A 19505-nucleotide genomic window follows, 5' to 3' on the forward strand; every position below is an offset into this window, starting at 1 on the left:
GTCCGACTTGAGGCATCTTTGGGTACCGGCGGGCTTTGCTCACCTTGTCACGCTGTCTCGCGATTCACCACGACGTGATGGTAACGTCCCTGAGCGGGCGGCTCAGCGGGATTTCGACGCGGCCACCGGTGTATTCAGAAAGATAGAACGCGACGATGATTTCGAGCGATCTGAGCGCGTCCGTTCCGGGCGAGCGGTTCTCCGCGTCGCCGTCGAGGAGGGCGACGACGTGCGCGGCGGCGTTCGGGAACGCGCGCTGGTAGTCTTCGTCCCACGTCCACGCGCCCTCGATACCCGGGAGGTCCGCCTCCGTGTGCTCGCCGTCCTCGAGCCCCCAGTAGCGCCACTCGCCGTCGTCGTTGTTCATGTAGAGCTTCCCCCCCGAGCCGACGAAGTTCAGCGTCATCGAGGAGTCCTCGCGCGGTATCGTGCAGTCCACGGTCACGAACGTCCCGTCGTCCATCACGACGAAGCCGCCGCCGCCCGCGTCGTCGACGTCCACGGCCGCGTCCAGCGACTCCACCGCCTCGTTCTCGCCGGTGATGTGGCCGGCGACGGACTCGGCGCGCGCGTCCAGCAGGTAGACGAGCGTGTCCAGCAGGTGCGTCGAGTTCCGCAGGAGCTCCATGCGGTACTGCGCGCTCACAGAGTGGACGTCGCCGAGAAGGTCCTCCTCCTGCACGAGCGCGCGGAGGCGCTCGAGTTTCTCCGTGAAGCGGAAGGAGTGGTTCACGAGCAGCTCGGCGTCCGCCTCCTCGCAGGCCGCGATCATCCCCTCGGCGTCGGAGACGCTGGACGCGATGGGTTTCTCGCACCACACCACGTCCGGGTCGCCGATTTCGACGGCGTCGCTGACGTGGTCGTGGTGGAGAAACGACGGCGTGCAGACGGAGACGACGTCGAGGTCCTCGGCCTCCAGCATCGCCGCGTGATCCGCGTAGAGCGCGTCCTCCGGGAGGTCCCACGCGTCGCCGAACGTCGAGAGCTTCTCCTCGTCGAGGTCCGCGACGGCGACGAGTTCGACGCCGTCGGTCGCCGCGTAGCCGCCCGCGTGACTCGCCTCGAACTTCTTCCGTCCGATGTCCTCCTCGTCGTGCATGCCGAGGATGCCGAGGCCCGCGATGCCGCCCGCGCCGATGATGCCCGCGCGGTACGTCATCCGCCCACCTCGATGTCCGGCACCACCGGATACCCGTCTCGCGTTCCTCGACGCGCCGCACGCTGGTCGTCCATACCCGGCCTATTCGGACGATATATAATAAATTATGGTGTGTCGTTACCGCTCGACGCCGTGCTCGAGCGTGCCGACGCCCTCGATCTCGACTTCGACCTCGTCGCCGTCCTCGAGCGCGTCCACGCCGGCGGGCGTGCCGGTGATGATGACGTCGCCCTCCTCGAGCGTCATGTACTGCGTTATCTCCGCGACGAGCTCGGGGACGCTGAAGATGAACTCCGAGATGCTCGAGGACTGCCGGACCTCGCCGTTCACGCGGAGCTCGACGTGTGCGTCGTCGGGGACGTGCTCGGGGTCGGCGACGACCGGCCCGAGCGGGCAGGCGCCGTCGAAGGCCTTCCCGCGCACCCAGTTCTGCTCGACGTACTGGTCGTCGCGGTTCGAGACGTCGTCCGCCACCGTGTAGCCCGCGACGACGTCCATCGCCTCCTCCTCCGGGACGTTCCGACACTGCTCGCCGATCACGATGCCGAGTTCGACCTCGTGCTCGATGGTCTCCTTCCCCTCGGGGGGCGTGATGGTGTCGCCGTGGCCCGCGACGGTGTTCGGCGGCTTCAGGAAGAGCAGCGGTCGGTCCGGAACCTCCATGCCCTCCTCCTCCGCGTGGTTCGCGTAGTTCAGCCCCACGCAGACGATCTTGCTCGGGTCGCTCGGCGCCAAGACGTCGACCTCCGAGGGCTCGTAGGTGCGCTCTCCGAACTCGATACCGTCGTCCGTCCACGTGCCCTGCCGGACGCTCCCGGCCGGGTCACGGAATCTGACGTGTCGCATCGTCCCCACCCACACCGAGCATCCACTAAGCGGTGTCGGTCCTCACAATCCGCTCACGCCGTAACCCGGAGCGACGAGCGCGCCGTCCTCGAACGCGAGCGGACGCAGGTCGCCGACGCTGACGCCCTCGCGCCCCTCGAGTTCGCGCGCGACCGGCTCCGAGACCACGAGCGAATCCGGCTCGAGCGTGTTCCGGATGCGTGCGATACGCAGGTCCGCCGGGTCGCGCACCCCGACCGTCGAGAACGCCGCCCGGAACGCGTGCTCGTCCGACGGCAGTATCACCGGCAGCCGCCCGCGTTCCGGCTGGCCGCCCGTCAGCGAGTTCACGTACGTCGACGTTCGGTCGATCCCCGCCTCGACGTCCGCGTGCGCGAAGTCCGCGAGGCCGACGCCGTTCGCGTTCCCGTGCGTCTCCTCGGTGAGGCCGCGCACGTAGATGCGCGTCACGTCCGGCGTCTCGAACTCCGGCTCGCCCGACATCAGCATCCGCCCGACGACGTTCGTGTCCATCCCCGTCCCCGAGACGTTCTTCCCGATTTCGTCCAGAACGAGCAGGTCGAGGTCGTCGACGGGGAGCATCGGCTGGAGTTCCTCCGCGCGCTCCAGCAACCCGGGTTCGCGTTCGAGTATCTCGTCGGCGGGGACGCCCTCGACGAGCGCGGCGCGCTCGGCCGCGTTCTCGACGACACCGACGCCGCCGACTATCGGCGTCTCCTCGAAGAGGAGGGCGGCGCGCTCCGGGATGACCTCGTCGAACCCCGTCGCGAGCGCCGCCCGGTGGGCCTCGTCCGCCCCGCGCTGTTTCCCGACGCCGATGACCGCCATCTTCGCCAGGCCGGACTCGATTCGGCCGTGGAAGTCGGTGTGGAGTTTGACGCGGTTCGCGAGGAGGACGGCGTCCGCCTCGATGGCGTCCTCGGCGGCGTAGACCGGCCGGCCGTCGTCGTCTTCGGCGACGGCCTCGACCGCCATCGACGCGCGTATTTCACAGCCCACCGACGCCTCCGTGATGCCCACGGACTCGAGCGTCTCCACCTGCCCCTCGGCGGTGGCGCCGCCGTGACTCCCCATGGCCGGGAAGACGAACGGTTCGAGGCCGCGCGCGTCGAGCGCGTCCACGACCGCCGAGAGGACCGCCGGCATGTCGTGGATGCCGCGACTCCCGCCCGTGATGCCGACCTCGGCGCCCTCGTCTAAATCGTCGAGCGCCGGGACGGCGGCGACGGCGTCGCGGGCCGCCGCCGCGACGTCGTCGACCCGTGGCGGGTCGCGGTGGCGCTTCACCGGCGCGAACTCGGGGAGGTCCTCCGCACTGAGGTCGTTGAGGGCGGCGAGCGCCCCCGGGTCTGGTGCGTCCATCTTACCGGTGGGTGAGCTGCGAGACGTCGTGCTCGTTCGGGACGCGCGTCAGCGGGACGTCGTCGAGGCGCTTGATGGCGACTTCGCCGAGGACGTTCACCTCACAGCCCTCCTCGAGGTGGCCGGCGACGGTGCGCTCGCCGTCGAACGCCGTCGCGTGCAGGTGCGGGTCGCCGTCCGCGACGAGCCCCTGGATGTTCGTCACCTCCCACGACCCCTCCAGTTCGAGCGTGACGTTCCGGTCCGCCTGCTCCTCGGGGAGGTCCGTCCGGTCGACGTAGTGGATGTTGAGGGTACTGAACGTCCCGAGGCCGGAGACGACGATGCCGGTGTCGATGTCGTGTTCCTCGACGGCCTCCCGGATACATTCGAGCGCGAGGTCGCCGCGATCCAGCCGAAGCAGTACGTAGCCCTCCTCGGACGTGAACGTCTCCATGTCGTGTGATACCCTCTCCCGCGAGACCATATAACTTATGTGTCAGTGCGCGAACGGTGACGACGATGCAAGTCGTCTCACCAGATGACGTCGAGAGCGCCGAAGCCGAGGACGGCGTCTACCCCGCTCAGCTGTTCAGCGGCGAGCAGATGAACGTCCAGCACTTCCGCTTCGACGCCGGCGCGTCCGCCTCCGAGCACAGCCATCCGAACGAGCAGGTCGGCTTCGTCCACCGAGGCACCCTCACGATGCACGTCGAGGGCGAGACCTACGAGGTCGAGGCCGGCGACTGCCTCCTCGTCCCCGGTGGCGTCCCGCACGCGGCGGAGAACCGGGGCGACGAACCCGTCGAGGGCATCGACGTCTTCAGCCCGCCCCGCGAGGACACGCCCTGGGAGTAGTCAGCGATAGCGCGACTCCGACTGCCATGGGTCCGGGTTCGGACCCAGCGCCTCCTTCAACTCCGCTGTGATGTCCGCCGCGCGCTCGACGAACTCCGGGGGGAGCGAGCGCTCCGCCGCCGCCGCGTTCGCGCGCGCCTGCTCCGGACTCGTGGCACCGACGAGTACGCTCCCGACGCCCTCGCGGTGGAGCGGCCACGCGATGGCCGCCTCCACCATCGGGACGTCGAACTCCTCGCAGAGCGCCTCGAACTCCTCGATGGCCGCGAACGTCTCCGCCTCCGCGCCGGCCTCGCCGTGGCGCGCGTGCTCTCGCTCGCTCGAGAAGTGCCGCGTCCGCGCGCGCCCCGCCGGAACGTCGTCCGGCGAGTCGAAACGCCCGGTCAGCAGGCCCTGCGCGAGCGCGCTGTAGCAGACGGCGTCCACGTCGTTCTCGACGCAGGCGTCCTTCACCTCGTACTCGATGGCGCGCCAGAGCAGGTTGTAGGGGAGTTGATTCGCCTCCACGCGCACCTCCTCGAGGACGTCGTTCAGGTCGCGCACGCCGTGGTTCGAGACGGCGGGCACCCGAATCTTCCCCTCCTCCCGCAACTCGCGGAGCGCGCGCGCCGTCTCCGAGACGGGGACGTCCGGGTTCGGGTAGTGGAGGTAGTAGACGTCGATGGTGTCGACGCCCAGCCGGTCGAGCGACGCCTCGCACGCCGCCTTCAGGTCGTCGTACGCGAGGTTGCTCTGGTGGGCTTTCGTCGCGACGACGACGTCGTCGCGGTTCAGCGTCTCGAGCGCCGCACCGAGGACGGACTCCGAGTAGCCGTCGCCGTACGCCTCGGCCGTGTCGAGGAAGGTGATGCCGGCGTCGACGGCGGCCTGAATCGTCTCCACCGCGTCGTCTTCTTCGACCCGGTCCCAGTTCACGTCGCCGCTGACGTTCCAGAGGCCGAGGCCGACCCTGCTCACCGATACGTCCGTCCGTCCGAGTGTCGTGTACTCCATGGTCGTCTCTCCGGTCGCGTCGACCGTACTCGGGTGCGCGGCGTCCGCGCGCTTAATAGCATCGGTGGGGGCGGGCCTACGAGAACTTCGAGTTGATCTCGATGACGTTCGTGGAGCGCTCGAGCGTCTCCGCGATCTCGCCGCCGATGCGCTCGTCGGTCATCCGGCTCACCGGCCCGGAGACGCTCACCGCGCCGAAGACCTCCGTGTCCCCGTCCGTCAGCGGCATTCCGACGCAGCGCAGGCCGGTGATGTTCTCCTCGTTGTCGAGCGCGTAGCCGCGTTCGCGGACGGCCGCGAGGGTGTCGATGAGTTCGTCGGCGTCCGTGCAGGTGTGCTCGGTCTTCGCGGGCATCCCGTGCTCGGCGAGGATCTCGCGGACGCGCGCTTCGTCCATCTCCGCGAGCATCGCCTTCCCGAGCGACGTCGAATGCATGTACTCGCGCTTGCCCGCCGAGGACGCCGTCTGGATGCCGGAGTCGCCGGTCGCCTTGTAGACGTACGTCACCCAGCCGTGTTCCTCGGTCGCGAACTGCGCAATCTCGCCGGTGGCCTCCGCGAGGTTCTGGAGCTCGCCCGCGATGACGTCGTAGTTCCCGACCATCCCCTTCACCTGATTCGCCATGTCGAGGTAGCGCAGGCTCAGTCGGTATTCGCCGTCCTCGTTCACGACGTACTCGCAGTCGTCGAGCGTCGTCAGGTGGCGGTGGACCGCGCCCTTCGCGAGTCCGACCTCGTCGGCGATCTCGGTGACGCCGGCCCGCTCGCGCGTCTGGAGGACGTCGAGGATCTCACAGGCGGTGCGGACCGCGTCCACCGTTCGTCGGCTCTGTTTCGGCATATTCGGAGAACCATCCCGAACGATGATAAACCTTGTTCTCGGTTCGCAAACACCGTCGGTCATCCAAACCCGCGACCGATGAGCGCTTCGGCGGCACGCGAACGCTCCTGTCGCCGGATTTCGTTCTCGTTTCGAGAAACGATGCGTGGTCGCGTCAGTCGGCCGATGTCCGCGTCTCGCCCTCCGTGGCCGCCGAGGCGAGTTGCATCGCCCGTTTACGGCCGTATCCGTGTAATTCGGACTCGTTCCCGCCGGGCGAACGCGACGCCCCCTACTCGACGTCGAGGTACTCGGCGAGGCGCTCGTGGCCCTCCGAGCGGAGGCGTTCGCGCTCCTCGGGCGAGCGGTACTGCGCGAAGCGCTCGTCGACGTACGCCTCACACACCCGCTCGAACGTCTCCTCGTCCACGTCCTCGGGTGCGTCCGCCGCGAGGTACTCGCGCCAGTGCTCGCGCTCCGCCCACTCGCCGGTCAGGTTCTCCTCGCGTCGCACCCAGTCGTAGTAGGCGGCGACGGCCTCCCAGTAGCCCGCTTCGCGGCGGACGTCCTCGACGATGGCGCACCCGACCCCGGCGCCGTGGCCCGCCGCGACGAGCGCCTGATCGCGCACGCCAGCGAGCGGCCCCGCGACGTAGAACCCCTCCGTCGGGGTTCGGCCCTCCCGGTCCGCATACGCCGAGTCGAAGCGCTCGGACTTCTCGCCGTCGTGTGCGACGACCTCCACGGCGTCCTCGTCGAGGCCGAGGAACGGGTCGCCCCCGTACTTCGCGGCGGCGACGACGCGCTCCGCGCGAACGACGCGGCCGTCCGCCGTCGCCACCCGGAAGCCCCCGTCCGCGCGCTCGACCGACTCCACGGTGTCGGCGACCACGTCGCCACCGGACTGCTCGACGTGGTCGTGCGCGAGGGTGACGAACGTCTCGATGTCGATGCCGGCGGGGAAGCCGAGGTAGTTCTCGAGGTAGCCACAGCGCCGGATCGAGGACGGACCGCGGTCGAAGACGACGGTGTCGAGGCCGTAGCGTGCCGTGAACACCGCCGCCGCACAGCCCGCCGGCCCGCCGCCGACGACCACCACGTCCCGTCGCTCCTCCGCTCCCTCCGTCCCCCCGTCCGCGCGCGCCGTCTCGCTCATACGGACTCGGGGTCCGAGAGAGCCATAGTGGTTTCGGGACCACGCCGCCGGAGGCACAACTGCTAACACGGAACCACCCGTATCGCGTGCATGGTCGACATAGACCGGGTCGCCGCGCCCGTGCTCGCCGCGCTCGCCGCCGTCGCCGGGTCGTTCGCCGTCGCCGGCACGACGCTCGCGTTCGTCGTCACCCCCGCCTACGACGTCGTCGCGCGATACACGCCCGGCGCCCTCGTCGGCGTCGTCGTCTCGCAGGCCCCCGGCCTCACCGACGCCGTCGCCTACGCCGTCGCGTTCGCCCTCACCGTGCTCGTGCTCGCCGCGCTCGTCGGCGTTACCGTCGAACTCGCCCTCCGACTCGACGTCCCCGCGCTCGGCGTCTTCGCCGTCGCCCTCCTCGTCACCGCCGTCGCCGCCGTCACCACCGGCTCCCTCTTCCGCGCGCTCGGCGCCGGCTTCCCCGCTGCCGTCGTCGTCCTCTACTTCCTCGCCGACCCGCGACCGCCTCGCGCCGCGCTCTCGCCCGCCCGTCGCCGCGTCCTCCGCGCCGCCGGCGGCGTCGCCGTCTTCGGCGCGCTCGCCGGCTACGCCGGCCGCAACACGGCCGTCCGCGAACCCGTCCCCGCCGACGGGCGCTACCGCGACGAACGCGTCGCCGCCCTCGAAGCCGACGCCGACGCAAAATCGCTCGCCGTCGACGGCCTCCCCGGCCTCCTCTCCACGAACGCCGAGTTCTACACCGTCGACATCAACAGCGCCGACCCCTACGTCGAGGCCGCCGACTGGGAGCTGCGCTTCGAGGGCGCCATCGACGACCCCGCGCCCGTCGGCTTCGACGCCCTCCGCGAGCGCGAGGAGCGCACGGACGCCGTCGACACCCTCCGCTGCGTCTCCGACCCCGTCGACGGGAAACTCACCGACACCGCCGTCTGGACCGGCGTCCCCGTCAGCGCGCTCCTCGAGGGTCGCGAGATCTCGAGCGACTGCGGCTGCGTCATGGTCCACGCCGCCGACGGCTACGAGGTCGAGTTCCCCCTCGCCGCGCTCCGCGACGGCTTCCTCGCGTTCGGCATGAACGGCGACCCCCTCCCCCGCGCGCACGGCCACCCCGTCCGCCTGCTCGTCCCCGGCCACTGGGGCGAAGTGAACGTCAAGTGGGTGACCGCCCTCGAGTTCCTCGAACGCGAGGCCGACGGCTACTGGGAGCGCCGCGGCTGGCACGGCACCGGGCCCGTGAACGCCGTCACGAAGATCTGGGCGACCGAGCGCGCCCCCGGCGCCGTCACGCTCGCCGGCGTCGCCTACGCCGGCACGCGCGGCGTCGCCCGCGTCGAAGTCAGCGTCGACGGCGGCGAGACGTGGCGCGACGCCCGCCTCTCCGAGCGCCTCGACGGCGCGCTCGATGGCGACGTCTGGCGCCAGTGGGCCTACACGTGGGAGGCCCCGCCGAGCGGCGAGCACGACGTCCGTGCGCGCGCCGTCACCGACGACGGCACCGTCCAACCGCGCGCGGAGACGGACACCTTCCCCTCGGGGGCGTCCGGGTGGGCAGAGACCACGCTCACCGTCTAGCGCGGCGGCCGTTCCGCGTCGCTGAACGCGACGCGGTTCAGATCTCGGTGACGCGCCGGTAGTCGTCGTCGAGCGCCTGCGCGTCCTCCGGCAGGAGCGCGACGGCGATGTAGGGCGCGTACTCGTGGAAGTAGTCGACGAGCGCCGCGATGCGATCCGAGTCGATGGCCTCCAGCGAGTCCAGCAGCATGAACGGGCACTCCTCGTAGACTTCGTGGACGAGGTAGCCCGCGAGGCCGAAGACGAGGCCGATGACCTCGCGCTCGGACTCCGAGAGGTGGTCGACCGTGTCCTCGTAGGCGGTGCCGTCCGCGCCCGTGCGCACGACGTGCAGGCGGAACACCGTCTTCTCCACCTTCCGGCGGCCCTGCCGGACGCGCTCCTCCGCGCGCTCGATCCACACCCGCGAGACGTTCCCGTAATCGAGGACGTCGAGCACCGTCTCCATGTGCTCGTTGAACGACTCGACGGCCTCCGCTTCGAGGCGGTCGATGCGCGTCCGCAGGTCCTCGAGCTCCGTCGTCAACTCCTCGCGCTCCGCTTCGAGGTCCTCGCGGCGGTCCGCCTCCGCCTGCAGCTCCGTGATCTCCTCCTCGACGCGCTCGAGGTCGTCCTGCAGGTCGTTCAACTCGAACTGGAGCTCGTTCGCCTCCCGGTGGAGGTCGAGCACCGCGCTGTGCCGGCCCTCCTCGAGGTCCTCGACCGTCTCCTCGAGGTCCTCGACCGCCGCCTGTGCCTCCTCGCGCTCGTCGGTGAGGCGCTCGACGGCGTCCTCGCGCTCCTCGATCTCCTCGCCGAGGTTCTCGAGACGCGACTCCAGGCTCTCGCGGCGCTCGATGCGCGTCTCGAGCTCGTTGCGCTCCGACTGTACCTCCTCGAGCTCGCTCGTCACGTCCGAGCGCTCCGTGCGTTTCTCGCGCGCGAGCGAGCGGAGCTTCTCCAGCGTCTCCTCGACGTCGTCCATCGACACCTCGGAGCCACACGTCCAACAGCGGCCCTGCGAGTGCTCGGACTCCGGGAGGAGCGCGTCCGTCACCGCGCTCGACTCCGCGCCCTCCTCGTCCGCGAGGAGCTGGAGGACCTCGGTGTGCTCGCCGTCGAGCATCTCCTCGTTGAACTGGATGAGGCTCTGGAGCTGCGTGATCGTCGAGTCGAGGCGCCGCTTCCGGTCGCGAAGCGAGGAGACGCGCTCCTCGAGGAACGCCACCTCGTCCTCGTCGACCGCCTCGAGGTCCGCGAGCGTCTCCTCGACGTCCTCGCGCTCCTCGCGGACGGACGCGAGACTGGAGCGCTCGTTCTCCAGCCGCGAGGCGACGCGTTCGAGCTCCGCGCGCCGGTCGTTCAGTCGGTCGAGCGCCTCCTCGAGGTCGTCCTTCTCCTCGCGGGACTCCTCGACGCCGGCGTCCGCCTCGTCGATCTCGTCCTGCTTGGCTTCGAGGGCGTCGCGCTTCGCCTCGATCTCGTCCTGGAGCTCGACGCGGCGCTCCTCGAGCTCGGGAATCCGGCGGCTCGCGGCGTCCGCGCTCTCGATCTCGTCGTCGATGCGCTCGCGCTCCGCGACGAGTTCGTCGATGCGGTCGTTGATCGCCTCCGTGTCCACCGGCCGCATCACGAGGTCGCGGAGGTCGCCCTTCGTCGCGATGGCGCGCCGCGCCTCGTTGTCCTCGAGGAGGAACGCGAAGAGGTCCGCGAGCTCGGGGTCGTCGAGGACGGGGTCGCCGGAGAAGTCGACGCCGTCGCCGCGTCGCGTCAGGACGCGCGTGAACGTCTCGTCGCCGAGTTCGAGCTCGACGCGGCCCTCCTCGGCGTCGCCCTTCAGCGACGCGCGCTTGCTCCCCGAGACCGCCATCAGCGACTGGAGGAAGGACGTCCGGTTGGTCGCGTTCCGCCCGACGAGGACGTTCACGCCCGGTGTGAGGTCGACTTCCGTCGACTCGATACCGCCGATGTTGGAGACACGGATGCTCGCGTCCGTCCCCTCGGCACGACTCGTTTGCATACCCGCCTCTGACGAATCGTGCCGACTTATAGGTACTGCAAGCCGTCAGGCGTGCTGTGGGAGGCGACACTCACAGCCCCCGTCGTCGAGCAGGTCGCCGAACTCGTAGCGCCGTCCGCACTCGTCGCAGGTGACGTGCGTCGTCACGATGACGTCGAAGCCCTCGAGCGACACTTCCTCGCCGGCGAGGCGTTCGAGGTTGTTCGCCGCGATTTTCTCCGTGCGCGCCTCCAGCGACCCGACCGTGCTCTGCGTCGAGGCGACGCGGTCCGCCGGCTCGGGGTCCTTCTCGGCGCCGAGGCACTCCCGGAGGTGCGTGTGGATGGACTGATGGGAGACGAAGTCCTTCTCGACGGCCTCGACGTCGACGCCGTCGCGCTCGAGTCGCCCCATCGCCTGCGTCCGCATCCCCGCGCTCACGTCGTCGTCCGTGAGGAGGCGATAGGTGTTCTCGAGTTCGCCGTCGAGCACCTCGACGTTCGCCGAGCGCAACTCCGCTTCGAGGACGCGCCGGTTGAAGTAATGCTGGAGGTCGCGCAGGCTGTACGACTCGCCCTCCTCGCCGCGCCAGAGCGACGCCAGTTCCTCGCCGATCTCCCCGAGCCCGTACTCGGACGCGACCCGACCGACCTTGCAGTTGCAGGTCGCTTCGTCTGCACTCATGTTACGTCACGTAAGCCGAGCCACGGTATAAGTGTTCTGCCGCACGGGTTTACACCCCTATCTATGTAAGTGCCCGTCGGCCGGTATTCGGCGGACTCAGAGCGGGTATGGCCCGGTACGCCGACTCGCCGGTCAGCGGTCGTACCCCCACTCGCGGAGGACGTCCGCCGCCTCGTCGAGGTGGCGCATCCCCGCGAGGTAGATGGCTTCGCGGGCGTCGAGGCGATAGACGTCCTCGCCCAGCAGTTTCTCGAGGTCTCGCTCGGCGTCGCGCGCCGACTCGTCCGTCTCGGAGCGCACGAACAGCTGGTGGACGTCCGGGCGCTCGTCCTTCACCTTGTCGCGCCGGTAGATGTAGGGGAGTTCGAGCGGTTCGTCGCTCGACGCGTTCCCGCTCTCGCTGGTCGGACTCTCGGACGCCGCGTCGGTTCCGGACTCTTCCGCTTCCTCGTCGTCGTTCGCGAACGGGTCGCTCGCGCCGGACTTCATAGTCGCACCTCCTCGTCGATGTCCGACTCGTCCAACTCGACGCCGAACTGCGCGGCGACGTAGCGCGCGAGCTCGTCGAACTGCCGGAGCGTCTCGAGCTCGCGTTCGCGCACGCGCTCGCGACCGGTCGCGAACTCGTAGGGCGTCACCTGTGCGTCCCACGCGCCCTCCAGCATCGCGCGGCGCTCGCGGATCTCCACCGGCGCGACCGGGAAGCCCTGCTCCTCGAGGGCTTCCTTGTACGTCGACTGGGTCTTCGTGTTCGAGACGCGGTTCGGGACGACGCCGAGGACGCCGACTTCGACGTCCTCCAGCTCGGCCTCGATGCCCTCGACGGTGTCGCGCATCCCCTCGACGGACTCCTGTCCCTTCGCGGAGAGCTCGATGGGGATGAGGAGGTTCGACGCCGCGTAGACGGCGTTGTAGACGTGCTGGCCGCCCGTCGCGGGCGGGTCGATGATGATGACGTCGTACGTCTCGGGAACCGCGTTCTCGCTGAGGACGCGGCGGAGCTGGCGCTCGGGGACGAACTCCTCGCCCATGTCCTCCTCCATGCGCTGGGCGCGCAGGAGGTTGCGCTCGAGGGATTCGAGCATGTTGTGCGACGGCACGAGGTCGATGCCGTCGGCGACGCCCTCGACGAGGTCCGCGAAGTCGCCCTTCGGGCGGCCGATCATGTGCCGGACGAGGTTGTCGGCCTCGGGGTTCGAGCGCTCGTCGGTCGCGCCGAAGTGGTGGGTCGCCCCGCCGTCCTGCGGGTCGAGGTCGACGACGAGCACGCGCTGGCCGTGTCGGGCGTGCGCGGCCGCGAGCGTGACCGTGAAGGTGGTCTTCCCCACCCCACCGGCCTCGCTCCAGATCGTGTATGCGGTCGTCGGCATACGCACTCCATGCGCGGCGCCGACCAAGTAGCTTTCGCCAACCCACTCAGTCAACTCACACAGTATTACTGTGTAGACATACTGTCTAGTATTATTAACTGGCCCGTGTCTTCTATGCCCCCGGGGCGTGTGAGCGGCCGTATGGACCGCTACACCGTCGCGGGGAGCGCGCTCCTCATCCCCGGTCTCCTCGCCTACGTCGCCGGTGTCTCCGCCGCATACCCCGGTCGGGCGTTCTCCCTCACTGCCGTCATGGTCGGCATCAGCCTCATCGTGATCCCCCAACCACCCGTGGAGGAGACGCGATGACGCTCCACGCGATGGCGTACACGGCCGACGGCGTCGAGCGCTTCGACGACCTCGGGGACGCCGTCGCCACCGACGGCGAGACGTGGGTCCACGCCGACGCCGCCGAATCGGCCGACCTCCGACGCCTCCGCCGGCGCTTCGACATCCACCAGCTCGCCGTCGAGGACGTCGTTCGCGAGGAGACCCGCCCGAAGGTCGAGGAGTACGACGCCCACACGTTCGTCCTCATGAAGACCGCCACCCTCAGTCAGCGCGCCGACGTCGAGTTCGACAAGGAGATCCGCACCAACCCCGTCGGCTTCTTCATCGGCGAGGACTGGCTCGTCACCCTCTCCACCACCGACGTCGATGTCGTCGAACCCGGGACGTCGCGGTGGGCGTCACACAGCGAGCGCGTCGCCAACCGAGGCACCGACTTCCTCGCCTACCGCATCATGGACGCCATCGTCGACGACTACTTCCACCTCCTCGACGAGATCGAGGACGACATCGAGTCCGTCGAGGAACGCGTCCTCGACAACCCGAACCCCGACATCCTCGAGGAGTTGAACGACGTTCGGCGCGACCTCCTCGCCTTCCGAAAGATCGCGTGGCCCGCCCGCGAAACCCTCTCCTACCTCTCCCGGGGCGACATCCCCGAGGTCGCCGACGAGAACGAGAAGTACTTCCGGGACGTCTACGACCACCTCGTCCAGGTCGTCGACCTCATCGAGACCTACCGCGACCTCTCGAGCGGGTCGCGCGACATCTACCTCAACTCCGTCTCCCAGTCCACCAACGAGGTGATGAAGACGCTCACCGTCGTCGCGACCATCTTCATCCCGCTCACGTTCGTCGTCGGCGTCTACGGCATGAACTTCGGCGGTGGCGCCGTCGCGATGCCGGAACTCGGCTGGGACTACGCCTACCCCGCGACCATGCTCGGGATGGTGCTCGTCACCGGCCTGATGCTCGCGCACTTCCGCCGCCAGGACTGGATCTAGAGCGTCGCTCGCGCCGAGCGCTATCGCGTCCACTCTGAACGCGCCCGAATCACTGCGGAGCGTGCTGGTCGTCCCGACGCGACGCCGGGTACCGAGCGGCCCGCGCCGCGATGCTCGCCCCCACTATGTCCCCCCTGAGGCGACTCGCACGCCGCGCCCTGCCATTCCGTATCGCGATATGCAGTTTACCGAGTGAGTGTGGCGTCTCGACGGAACTCGGTGTCGTCGGCGCCGTCGCTAGCGAGTGCGCTCCTCCCGCGAACCAGCTGGAAAACCGCCGTCCCCGGTCAGTCGCCGCTCGCGCCCGCCGCGTACCCCTCAAGGCCGGCTTCGACGGTCTCGCGGTAGCGCTCGACGTCGATGTCGACGGCGACGTGCGTGTTCGGCTCCTCGCCGTAGATGTCGTGCTGGTCACAGATGACGGAGCCGTGGGATGGGCCGCCCGTCGTGTCGATTTCGCAGTAGTACTCCTCGAAGTCGAGGACGTCCGGGTCGATGAGGTCCGCGACGACGGCCGCGTCGTGGATCGCGGGTCCCTCCTCGCCGACGTCGAGCGTTTCCGTGGGGTAGCGCAGCCACTCCGCGACGACGTCGAAGGCGCCGCCGCGCTCCTCGTACTCCTCGATGTCCTCGAAGGGGATCGAGGCGCGGTCGGTGACGTCGAGGCCGACCATCTTCGCGTGCGCGTCCTGCACGACGCGGCTCGCCGCCGCCGGGTCGTTGTGGAAGTTCGCCTCCGCGACCGGCGTGACGTTCCCGCCGGCGAGCGCCGCCCCGCCCATCACGTAGATCTCGCCGACGATCTCCGGGAGGTCGGGCTCCTTCGCGAGCGCGAGCGCGAGGTTCGGGAGCGGGCCGACGGCCGCAATCGTGAGGTCCGTGCCGTGCTCGTAGGCCTGCTCGAGGATGAAGTCCGCGCCGTGCGACTCGACGACGTCCGCCTCGTCCGGGTAGGGGAGGTCGCCCCGGATGCCGCCCTCGCCGTGGACCCACTCGGCGGTCGCGAGCTCGTCCACGAGCGGGCGCGCGCACCCGCGAGCGACCGGCACGTCGTCGCGTCCGCCGAGCTCGAGGATGGCCTGCGTGTTCCGCGTCGTGTTCTCGACGGTGGTGTTCCCGCAGACGGTCGAGAGGCCGACGACGTCGATGTCGTCGTGGCCGAGCGCGACGGCGAGCATCACCGCGTCGTCGCAGCCGGGGTCGGTGTCGAAGAGGACTTTCCGGGACATACTCCAACGGCGGGCCGAGACGCACTTAAGCGCTCGCCGTCGGTGGCGTGCGCGACGCGGAACCGTTAATCCCCACTGGGCCGATGCTGCGGTATGCGACTCTACTTCGCCGCGCCGCTGTTCAACCCGATGGAGCGCTCGTTCAACGCCGACCTCACCGCCGAACTCGAGGACGCCGGCCACGACGTCTTCCTCCCGCAGCGCGACGGCGTCGAGACCGTGGACCGGGAGTTCGACTCGGAGGCCGAGCGCATGGAGACGATCTTCGAACTCGACCGCGAGGGCGTCGTCGAGTCGGACGCCGTCGTCGCCGTCCTCGACGGCCGCGTCCCCGACGAGGGCGTGATGGTCGAAATCGGCATCGCCCACGAGAACGACGTCCCCGTCTTCGGCCTGAAGACCGACGACCGCGTCTTCGCCCCCGACGAGACCCTCAACGCGATGATTCACGGCGCGCTCACGACGCTCGACGACTCCGCCGACGCCCTCCTCGACACCGTCGAGTCGCGCACCGAGTAGCGCCCACGGGGGCGACGAGTCGCCACCGCTAAGACGACCCTCGTGCGAGTACCTCACATGGTCGAACTCGACGTGCCCGACGCCGACGCGCTCGCGGCCATCAACGACGTCGACGTCGCCGACTTCCCGCGATTCGCGTTCGCCGAACGCCACCGCGACCCGCCACGGGTCGACGACGTCGCGGCGGCGACGCGCGACGCCATCGACGCGATACCCGCGCTCGACGCCCTCGACGACGGCGCCGACGTCGCGGTGACGATGGGGAGTCGCGGCATCCACGACATGCCCGAACTCGTCGCCACCGCCGTCGACGAACTCCGCGAGCGCGGCCTCGAACCGTTCGTCCTCCCGGCGATGGGGAGCCACGGCGGCGCCACCGCCGAGGGCCAGCGCGAGGTCCTCGAAGAGTACGGCGTCACCGAGGACTCGCTGGGGTGTGAGATACGCGCGTCGATGGCCGTCGAATCCGTCGCCGAGGACGACGAGGGCCGCCCCGTCCCCGCTTCGACGGTCGCGCTCGAGGCGGAAGCCGTCCTCCTCGCGAACCGCGTCAAACTCCACACCGACTTCCGGGGCGACGTCGAGTCCGGCCTCGCGAAGATGGCCGTCGTCGGCCTCGGGAAACAGCGCGGCGCCGAGGAGATGCACAACGCCGCCATCTCGCGCGGCCTCGAAACCGCCATCCGCGAGCGCGCCCGCATCCTCTTCGAGGAAACGCCCGTCGTCGGCGGCATCGCCCTCCTCGACAACGCCCACGAGCGCGCCGCCCGCATCGAGGGCGTCCCCGCCGACGAGATACTCGAGCGCGAACCCGAGTTGCTCGAGGCGTCCGCCGACCTCTTCGCCGGCCTCCCCGTCGAGGACCTCGACCTGCTCGTCGTCGACGAACTCGGGAAGGACGTCTCCGGGTCGGGCATGGACACGAACGTCATCGGGCGCTATCGATACGCCGGCGAGGAGGAGCCCGACACGCCGGATATCGGCCGTATCTACGCCCGTGGCCTCACGCCCGCCTCGCACGGGAACGCCATCGGGATGGGCCTCGCGGACTTCGCCCACGAGCAGTTGCTCGCGGACGTCGACCTCGCGGACACCTACACGAACGCGGCGACGAGCGGCGAACCCGCGCGCGTCTTCGTGCCCGTCGTCACGCCGAGCGACCGCGCGACCCTCGAACTCGCCTACTCGATGCTCGGCGTGAAGGACCCCGCCGACCTCCGCATCGCCTACGTCGAGAACACCCTCGAACCCGACGCGCTCTATGTCTCCGAGCCGGTCGCCGCCGACTTCGACGCGCGCGACGACATCGACGTCGGCCCGCGCTTCGACCTCTCCTTCGACGCCGCCGGGGACTTCGCGTTCGGCTTCGACGATGACTGAGCGGGCGGCGCTCGTCGTCGCGGACGACCTCACGGGCGCGTGCGACACCGGCCACGGCTTCGCCGCGCGCGGCCACGAGACGGTCCTCCGCCTCGCCCCCGACTTCGAGACGGACGCCCCCGTCGTCGTCGTCGACACCGACTCGCGCTATCTCGCCCCGGATGCCGCCGCCCGCCGCGTCCGCGACGCCGTCGCGGGCGTCGACGCCGACGTCGTCTACAAGAAGGTGGACTCGACGCTTCGCGGGAACCTCGGCGCCGAAATCGCGGCCGCGCTCGACGCTTCCGACTCCGGGGTCGCCGCCGTCGCGCCCGCGTTCCCCTCGAACGGCCGCGTCACCGCGTGTGGCGTCCACCTCGTCGAGGGCGACCTCGTCGCCGACACGCCCGCCGGAACCGACCCGGACGGCCCCGTCACCGACTCCTCGCTTCCCGCCCTCCTGCGTGCACAGGGCCTCGACGACGTCGGACACACCGGCGTCGAACGGGTCGCGCGCGGCGACGTCGCGCTGGACGGCGCGCGCGTCACCGCCGTCGACGCCGTCCACGACTCCCACCTCGCCGCGGTTGCCGACGCCGCGCGCGAGCGGGACGCACTCCTCGTCGGGAGCGGCGGCCTCGCCGAGCACGTCACAATCGACGCGCCCACGGTCGAGCGCCCGCCCCTCCGTGAGACCCCGACCGGCGCGGCGTTCGGCGTCGCCGGGAGCGTCGCCCCCGAGACGCTCGCCCAACTCGACCACCTGCCCGATTCGGCGGTCGTCCCGCTCGCCGCCGACCGTGCCGTCACCGACCCCGACGGCGCGGTCGCCGACGCCGTCTCGGCCTGCCGCGACCGCCTCGCCGCCTCGTCCGTCGCCGTCCTCGCGTCCGCGCGAACCCGCGACGACGTCGAAGCGACGCTCGCCGCCGCCCGCGACGCCGGCGTGAGCGAGCGCGCGGCGCGAGACCGCGTCACCGACGCCCTCGGGCGTGCCGCACGCGCCGTCTGGGACGCGAGCGCGCCCGACGGCCTCGTTCTCACCGGCGGCGCCGTCGCCCGCGCCGCCCTCGCCGCCCTCGACGCCGGCGGGCTGGCGCTCCGCGGCGAGGCCGTCGCACCCGGCGTCCCCGGGAGCGTCGTGCGCGGCGGCCGCGCCGACGGGACGCCGCTCGTCACGAAAGCCGGCGCGTTCGGCGACGACGCGACGCTCGCCGACGCCCTCGACTACGTCCGGCGCGTTCCCGGCGCGAAACGGTAAAGCCCCCGCCCGCCGAAGCGCCGACGAATGGAGCGAACTCCGCGACTCGCCGTGACGATGGGCGACCCCGCCGGCATCGGCGCGGAGGTCGTCGCCGCCGCCTTCGCCGAGGGGTCGACGGACGCCGACCTCCTCGTCGTCGGCGACGCCGCCGTCCTCCGGCGCGCGCTCGCCCTCCGCGGCCTCGACCTCGACGTGCGCGCCATCGACGACCCGCGAGAGGCGCGCTACGACGCCGGGACGATGGACGTCCTCGACCTCGCGAACGTCGCCGACCACGAGTGGGGCGTCCTCCGCGAGGCGTTCGGCGCGGCGAGCCTCGACTACGTCGAGCGCGCCATCGACCTCGCGCTCGACGGCGTCGTCGACGGCATCGTCACCGCGCCGATCAACAAGCAGGCGACCCGCATGGCGGGCGCCGAGCACGCCGGGCACACCGGCCTCCTCGCCGAGCGCACGGGCACCGAGACCTACTCGATGATGCTCGTCGAGGACGACCTCCGCGTCACGCACGTCAGCACGCACGTCCCGCTCCGCGAGGCCTGCGACCTCGTCACCGAGGAGCGCGTCCTCGACACGGTTCGCGTCACGCGCGCGGGCCTGCGCGACCTCGGCCTCGACGACCCGACCATCGGCGTCGCCGGCCTGAACCCGCACGCGAGCGACGGCGGCCTCCTCGGCGACGAGGAAGCCGACGAGATCGCGCCCGCCGTCGAGCGCGCCCGCGACGAGGGCATCGACGCCGTCGGCCCCGAGTCCCCGGACACGGTGTACGTCCGCGCCGCGCGCGGCGCCTTCGACTGCGTCGTCTCCATGTACCACGACCAGGGCCACATCCCGATCAAGACGCTCGGCTTCGACGAGGCCGGCGGCGTGAGCGGCGTCAACGTGACCGTCGGCCTTCCCACCGTCCGCACGAGCGTCGACCACGGCACCGCCTTCGACATCGCGGGCGACGGCGTCGCCTCCCCCGCGAGCATGCGCGACGCCGTCTCGCTCGCCGCGACCGCCGTCCGCAACCGCCGCGACAGGGGCGCGTGACCACCCGGCAAGCCAAGGGTTAACAGG

The 19505-nt window shown here is 70.4% G+C and carries 20 protein-coding genes; 8 read left to right on the forward strand and 12 right to left on the reverse strand.

Annotation, left to right across the window (positions count from 1 at the left end; translation table 11 throughout):
- Positions 1–64: 64 nt before the first annotated feature.
- From EFA46_RS10765 to EFA46_RS10780, 4 genes are all read right to left on the reverse strand, one after another.
- Positions 65–1159, reverse strand: coding sequence for a Gfo/Idh/MocA family protein (locus tag EFA46_RS10765; protein ID WP_123078296.1), 1095 nt, complete (start codon positions 1157–1159; stop codon positions 65–67).
- 117 nt (positions 1160–1276) lie between these two features.
- Entirely contained in the window at positions 1277–2005 is a 729-nt protein-coding gene (locus EFA46_RS10770; RefSeq protein ID WP_123078298.1) for a fumarylacetoacetate hydrolase family protein, read from the reverse strand.
- Between the two features lie 42 nt (positions 2006–2047).
- On the reverse strand, positions 2048–3367 hold the full coding sequence (locus EFA46_RS10775; RefSeq protein ID WP_123078300.1) for a DUF362 domain-containing protein: 1320 nt from the start codon (positions 3365–3367) through the stop codon (positions 2048–2050).
- Between the two features lies 1 nt (position 3368).
- Positions 3369–3803 carry a PPC domain-containing DNA-binding protein gene (locus tag EFA46_RS10780; protein ID WP_123078302.1) on the reverse strand — a complete coding sequence of 145 codons (435 nt, stop codon included), beginning with the start codon at positions 3801–3803 and terminating at the stop codon, positions 3369–3371.
- A gap of 65 nt (positions 3804–3868) precedes the next feature.
- Between EFA46_RS10780 and EFA46_RS10785 the strand changes: the two genes are divergently transcribed.
- The gene (locus tag EFA46_RS10785) at positions 3869–4204 is read left to right on the forward strand and encodes a cupin domain-containing protein (RefSeq protein WP_123078304.1); all 336 of its coding nucleotides are present in this window, start codon (positions 3869–3871) and stop codon (positions 4202–4204) included.
- On the opposite strand, the gene EFA46_RS10790 is transcribed toward EFA46_RS10785, so the two are convergent.
- The 3 genes from EFA46_RS10790 to EFA46_RS10800 form a co-directional block, all read right to left on the reverse strand.
- Positions 4205–5197, reverse strand: coding sequence for an aldo/keto reductase (locus tag EFA46_RS10790; RefSeq protein ID WP_123078306.1), 993 nt, complete (start codon positions 5195–5197; stop codon positions 4205–4207).
- A 76-nt stretch (positions 5198–5273) separates the two neighbouring features.
- Complete coding sequence (locus EFA46_RS10795) at positions 5274–6038, reverse strand: IclR family transcriptional regulator (protein WP_123078308.1); 765 nt, start codon at positions 6036–6038, stop codon at positions 5274–5276.
- A 271-nt stretch (positions 6039–6309) separates the two neighbouring features.
- Positions 6310–7173 (reverse strand): FAD-dependent oxidoreductase, encoded by an 864-nt coding sequence (locus tag EFA46_RS10800; protein WP_123078310.1) that lies wholly within the window; start codon positions 7171–7173, stop codon positions 6310–6312.
- Positions 7174–7263: 90 nt separating this feature from the next.
- Between EFA46_RS10800 and EFA46_RS10805 the strand changes: the two genes are divergently transcribed.
- Positions 7264–8745 carry a molybdopterin-dependent oxidoreductase gene (locus tag EFA46_RS10805; RefSeq protein WP_123078312.1) on the forward strand — a complete coding sequence of 494 codons (1482 nt, stop codon included), beginning with the start codon at positions 7264–7266 and terminating at the stop codon, positions 8743–8745.
- 37 nt (positions 8746–8782) lie between these two features.
- Here the strand turns inward: EFA46_RS10805 and EFA46_RS10810 are convergent, their stop codons facing one another.
- From EFA46_RS10810 to EFA46_RS10825, 4 genes are all read right to left on the reverse strand, one after another.
- A complete protein-coding gene (locus EFA46_RS10810; RefSeq protein WP_123078314.1) occupies positions 8783–10744 on the reverse strand; it encodes an archaea-specific SMC-related protein in 1962 nt (653 codons plus the stop codon).
- A 45-nt stretch (positions 10745–10789) separates the two neighbouring features.
- Positions 10790–11407, reverse strand: coding sequence for a rod-determining factor RdfA (rdfA, locus tag EFA46_RS10815; RefSeq protein ID WP_123078316.1), 618 nt, complete (start codon positions 11405–11407; stop codon positions 10790–10792).
- Between the two features lie 132 nt (positions 11408–11539).
- Entirely contained in the window at positions 11540–11896 is a 357-nt protein-coding gene (locus EFA46_RS10820; protein WP_123078318.1) for a hypothetical protein, read from the reverse strand.
- Positions 11893–12777, reverse strand: a complete 885-nt coding sequence (locus EFA46_RS10825) for a ParA family protein (protein ID WP_123078320.1) — start codon at positions 12775–12777, stop codon at positions 11893–11895. Before EFA46_RS10825 ends, EFA46_RS10820 begins: the two co-directional genes overlap by 4 nt.
- A gap of 141 nt (positions 12778–12918) precedes the next feature.
- On the opposite strand from EFA46_RS10825, the gene EFA46_RS10830 reads away from it, so the two are divergent.
- The gene (locus EFA46_RS10830; protein WP_176969879.1) at positions 12919–13086 is read left to right on the forward strand and encodes a hypothetical protein; all 168 of its coding nucleotides are present in this window, start codon (positions 12919–12921) and stop codon (positions 13084–13086) included.
- Positions 13083–14069 carry a magnesium/cobalt transporter CorA gene (corA, locus tag EFA46_RS10835; RefSeq protein WP_176969880.1) on the forward strand — a complete coding sequence of 329 codons (987 nt, stop codon included), beginning with the start codon at positions 13083–13085 and terminating at the stop codon, positions 14067–14069. The genes EFA46_RS10830 and corA overlap by 4 nt, the downstream gene beginning before the upstream one ends.
- A gap of 287 nt (positions 14070–14356) precedes the next feature.
- Here corA and EFA46_RS10840 read toward each other — a convergent pair whose 3' ends face one another.
- On the reverse strand, positions 14357–15298 hold the full coding sequence (locus EFA46_RS10840) for a nucleoside hydrolase (RefSeq protein ID WP_123078322.1): 942 nt from the start codon (positions 15296–15298) through the stop codon (positions 14357–14359).
- 93 nt (positions 15299–15391) lie between these two features.
- Between EFA46_RS10840 and EFA46_RS10845 the strand changes: the two genes are divergently transcribed.
- From EFA46_RS10845 to pdxA, 4 genes are read left to right on the forward strand one after another with little or no spacing between them, the layout of a single operon-like run.
- Positions 15392–15817, forward strand: a complete 426-nt coding sequence (locus tag EFA46_RS10845; RefSeq protein WP_123078324.1) for a nucleoside 2-deoxyribosyltransferase — start codon at positions 15392–15394, stop codon at positions 15815–15817.
- A 57-nt stretch (positions 15818–15874) separates the two neighbouring features.
- Complete coding sequence (locus tag EFA46_RS10850; protein WP_123078326.1) at positions 15875–17197, forward strand: DUF362 domain-containing protein; 1323 nt, start codon at positions 15875–15877, stop codon at positions 17195–17197.
- Positions 17190–18437, forward strand: coding sequence for a four-carbon acid sugar kinase family protein (locus EFA46_RS10855; protein ID WP_158604288.1), 1248 nt, complete (start codon positions 17190–17192; stop codon positions 18435–18437). Before EFA46_RS10850 ends, EFA46_RS10855 begins: the two co-directional genes overlap by 8 nt.
- A 27-nt stretch (positions 18438–18464) precedes the next feature.
- Entirely contained in the window at positions 18465–19478 is a 1014-nt protein-coding gene (pdxA, locus tag EFA46_RS10860; protein WP_255494112.1) for a 4-hydroxythreonine-4-phosphate dehydrogenase PdxA, read from the forward strand.
- Positions 19479–19505: the final 27 nt, after the last annotated feature.

Origin of the sequence: Halarchaeum sp. CBA1220 (genome assembly GCF_003721175.2) — an archaeon.
Classification (GTDB): domain Archaea; phylum Halobacteriota; class Halobacteria; order Halobacteriales; family Halobacteriaceae; genus Halarchaeum; species Halarchaeum grantii.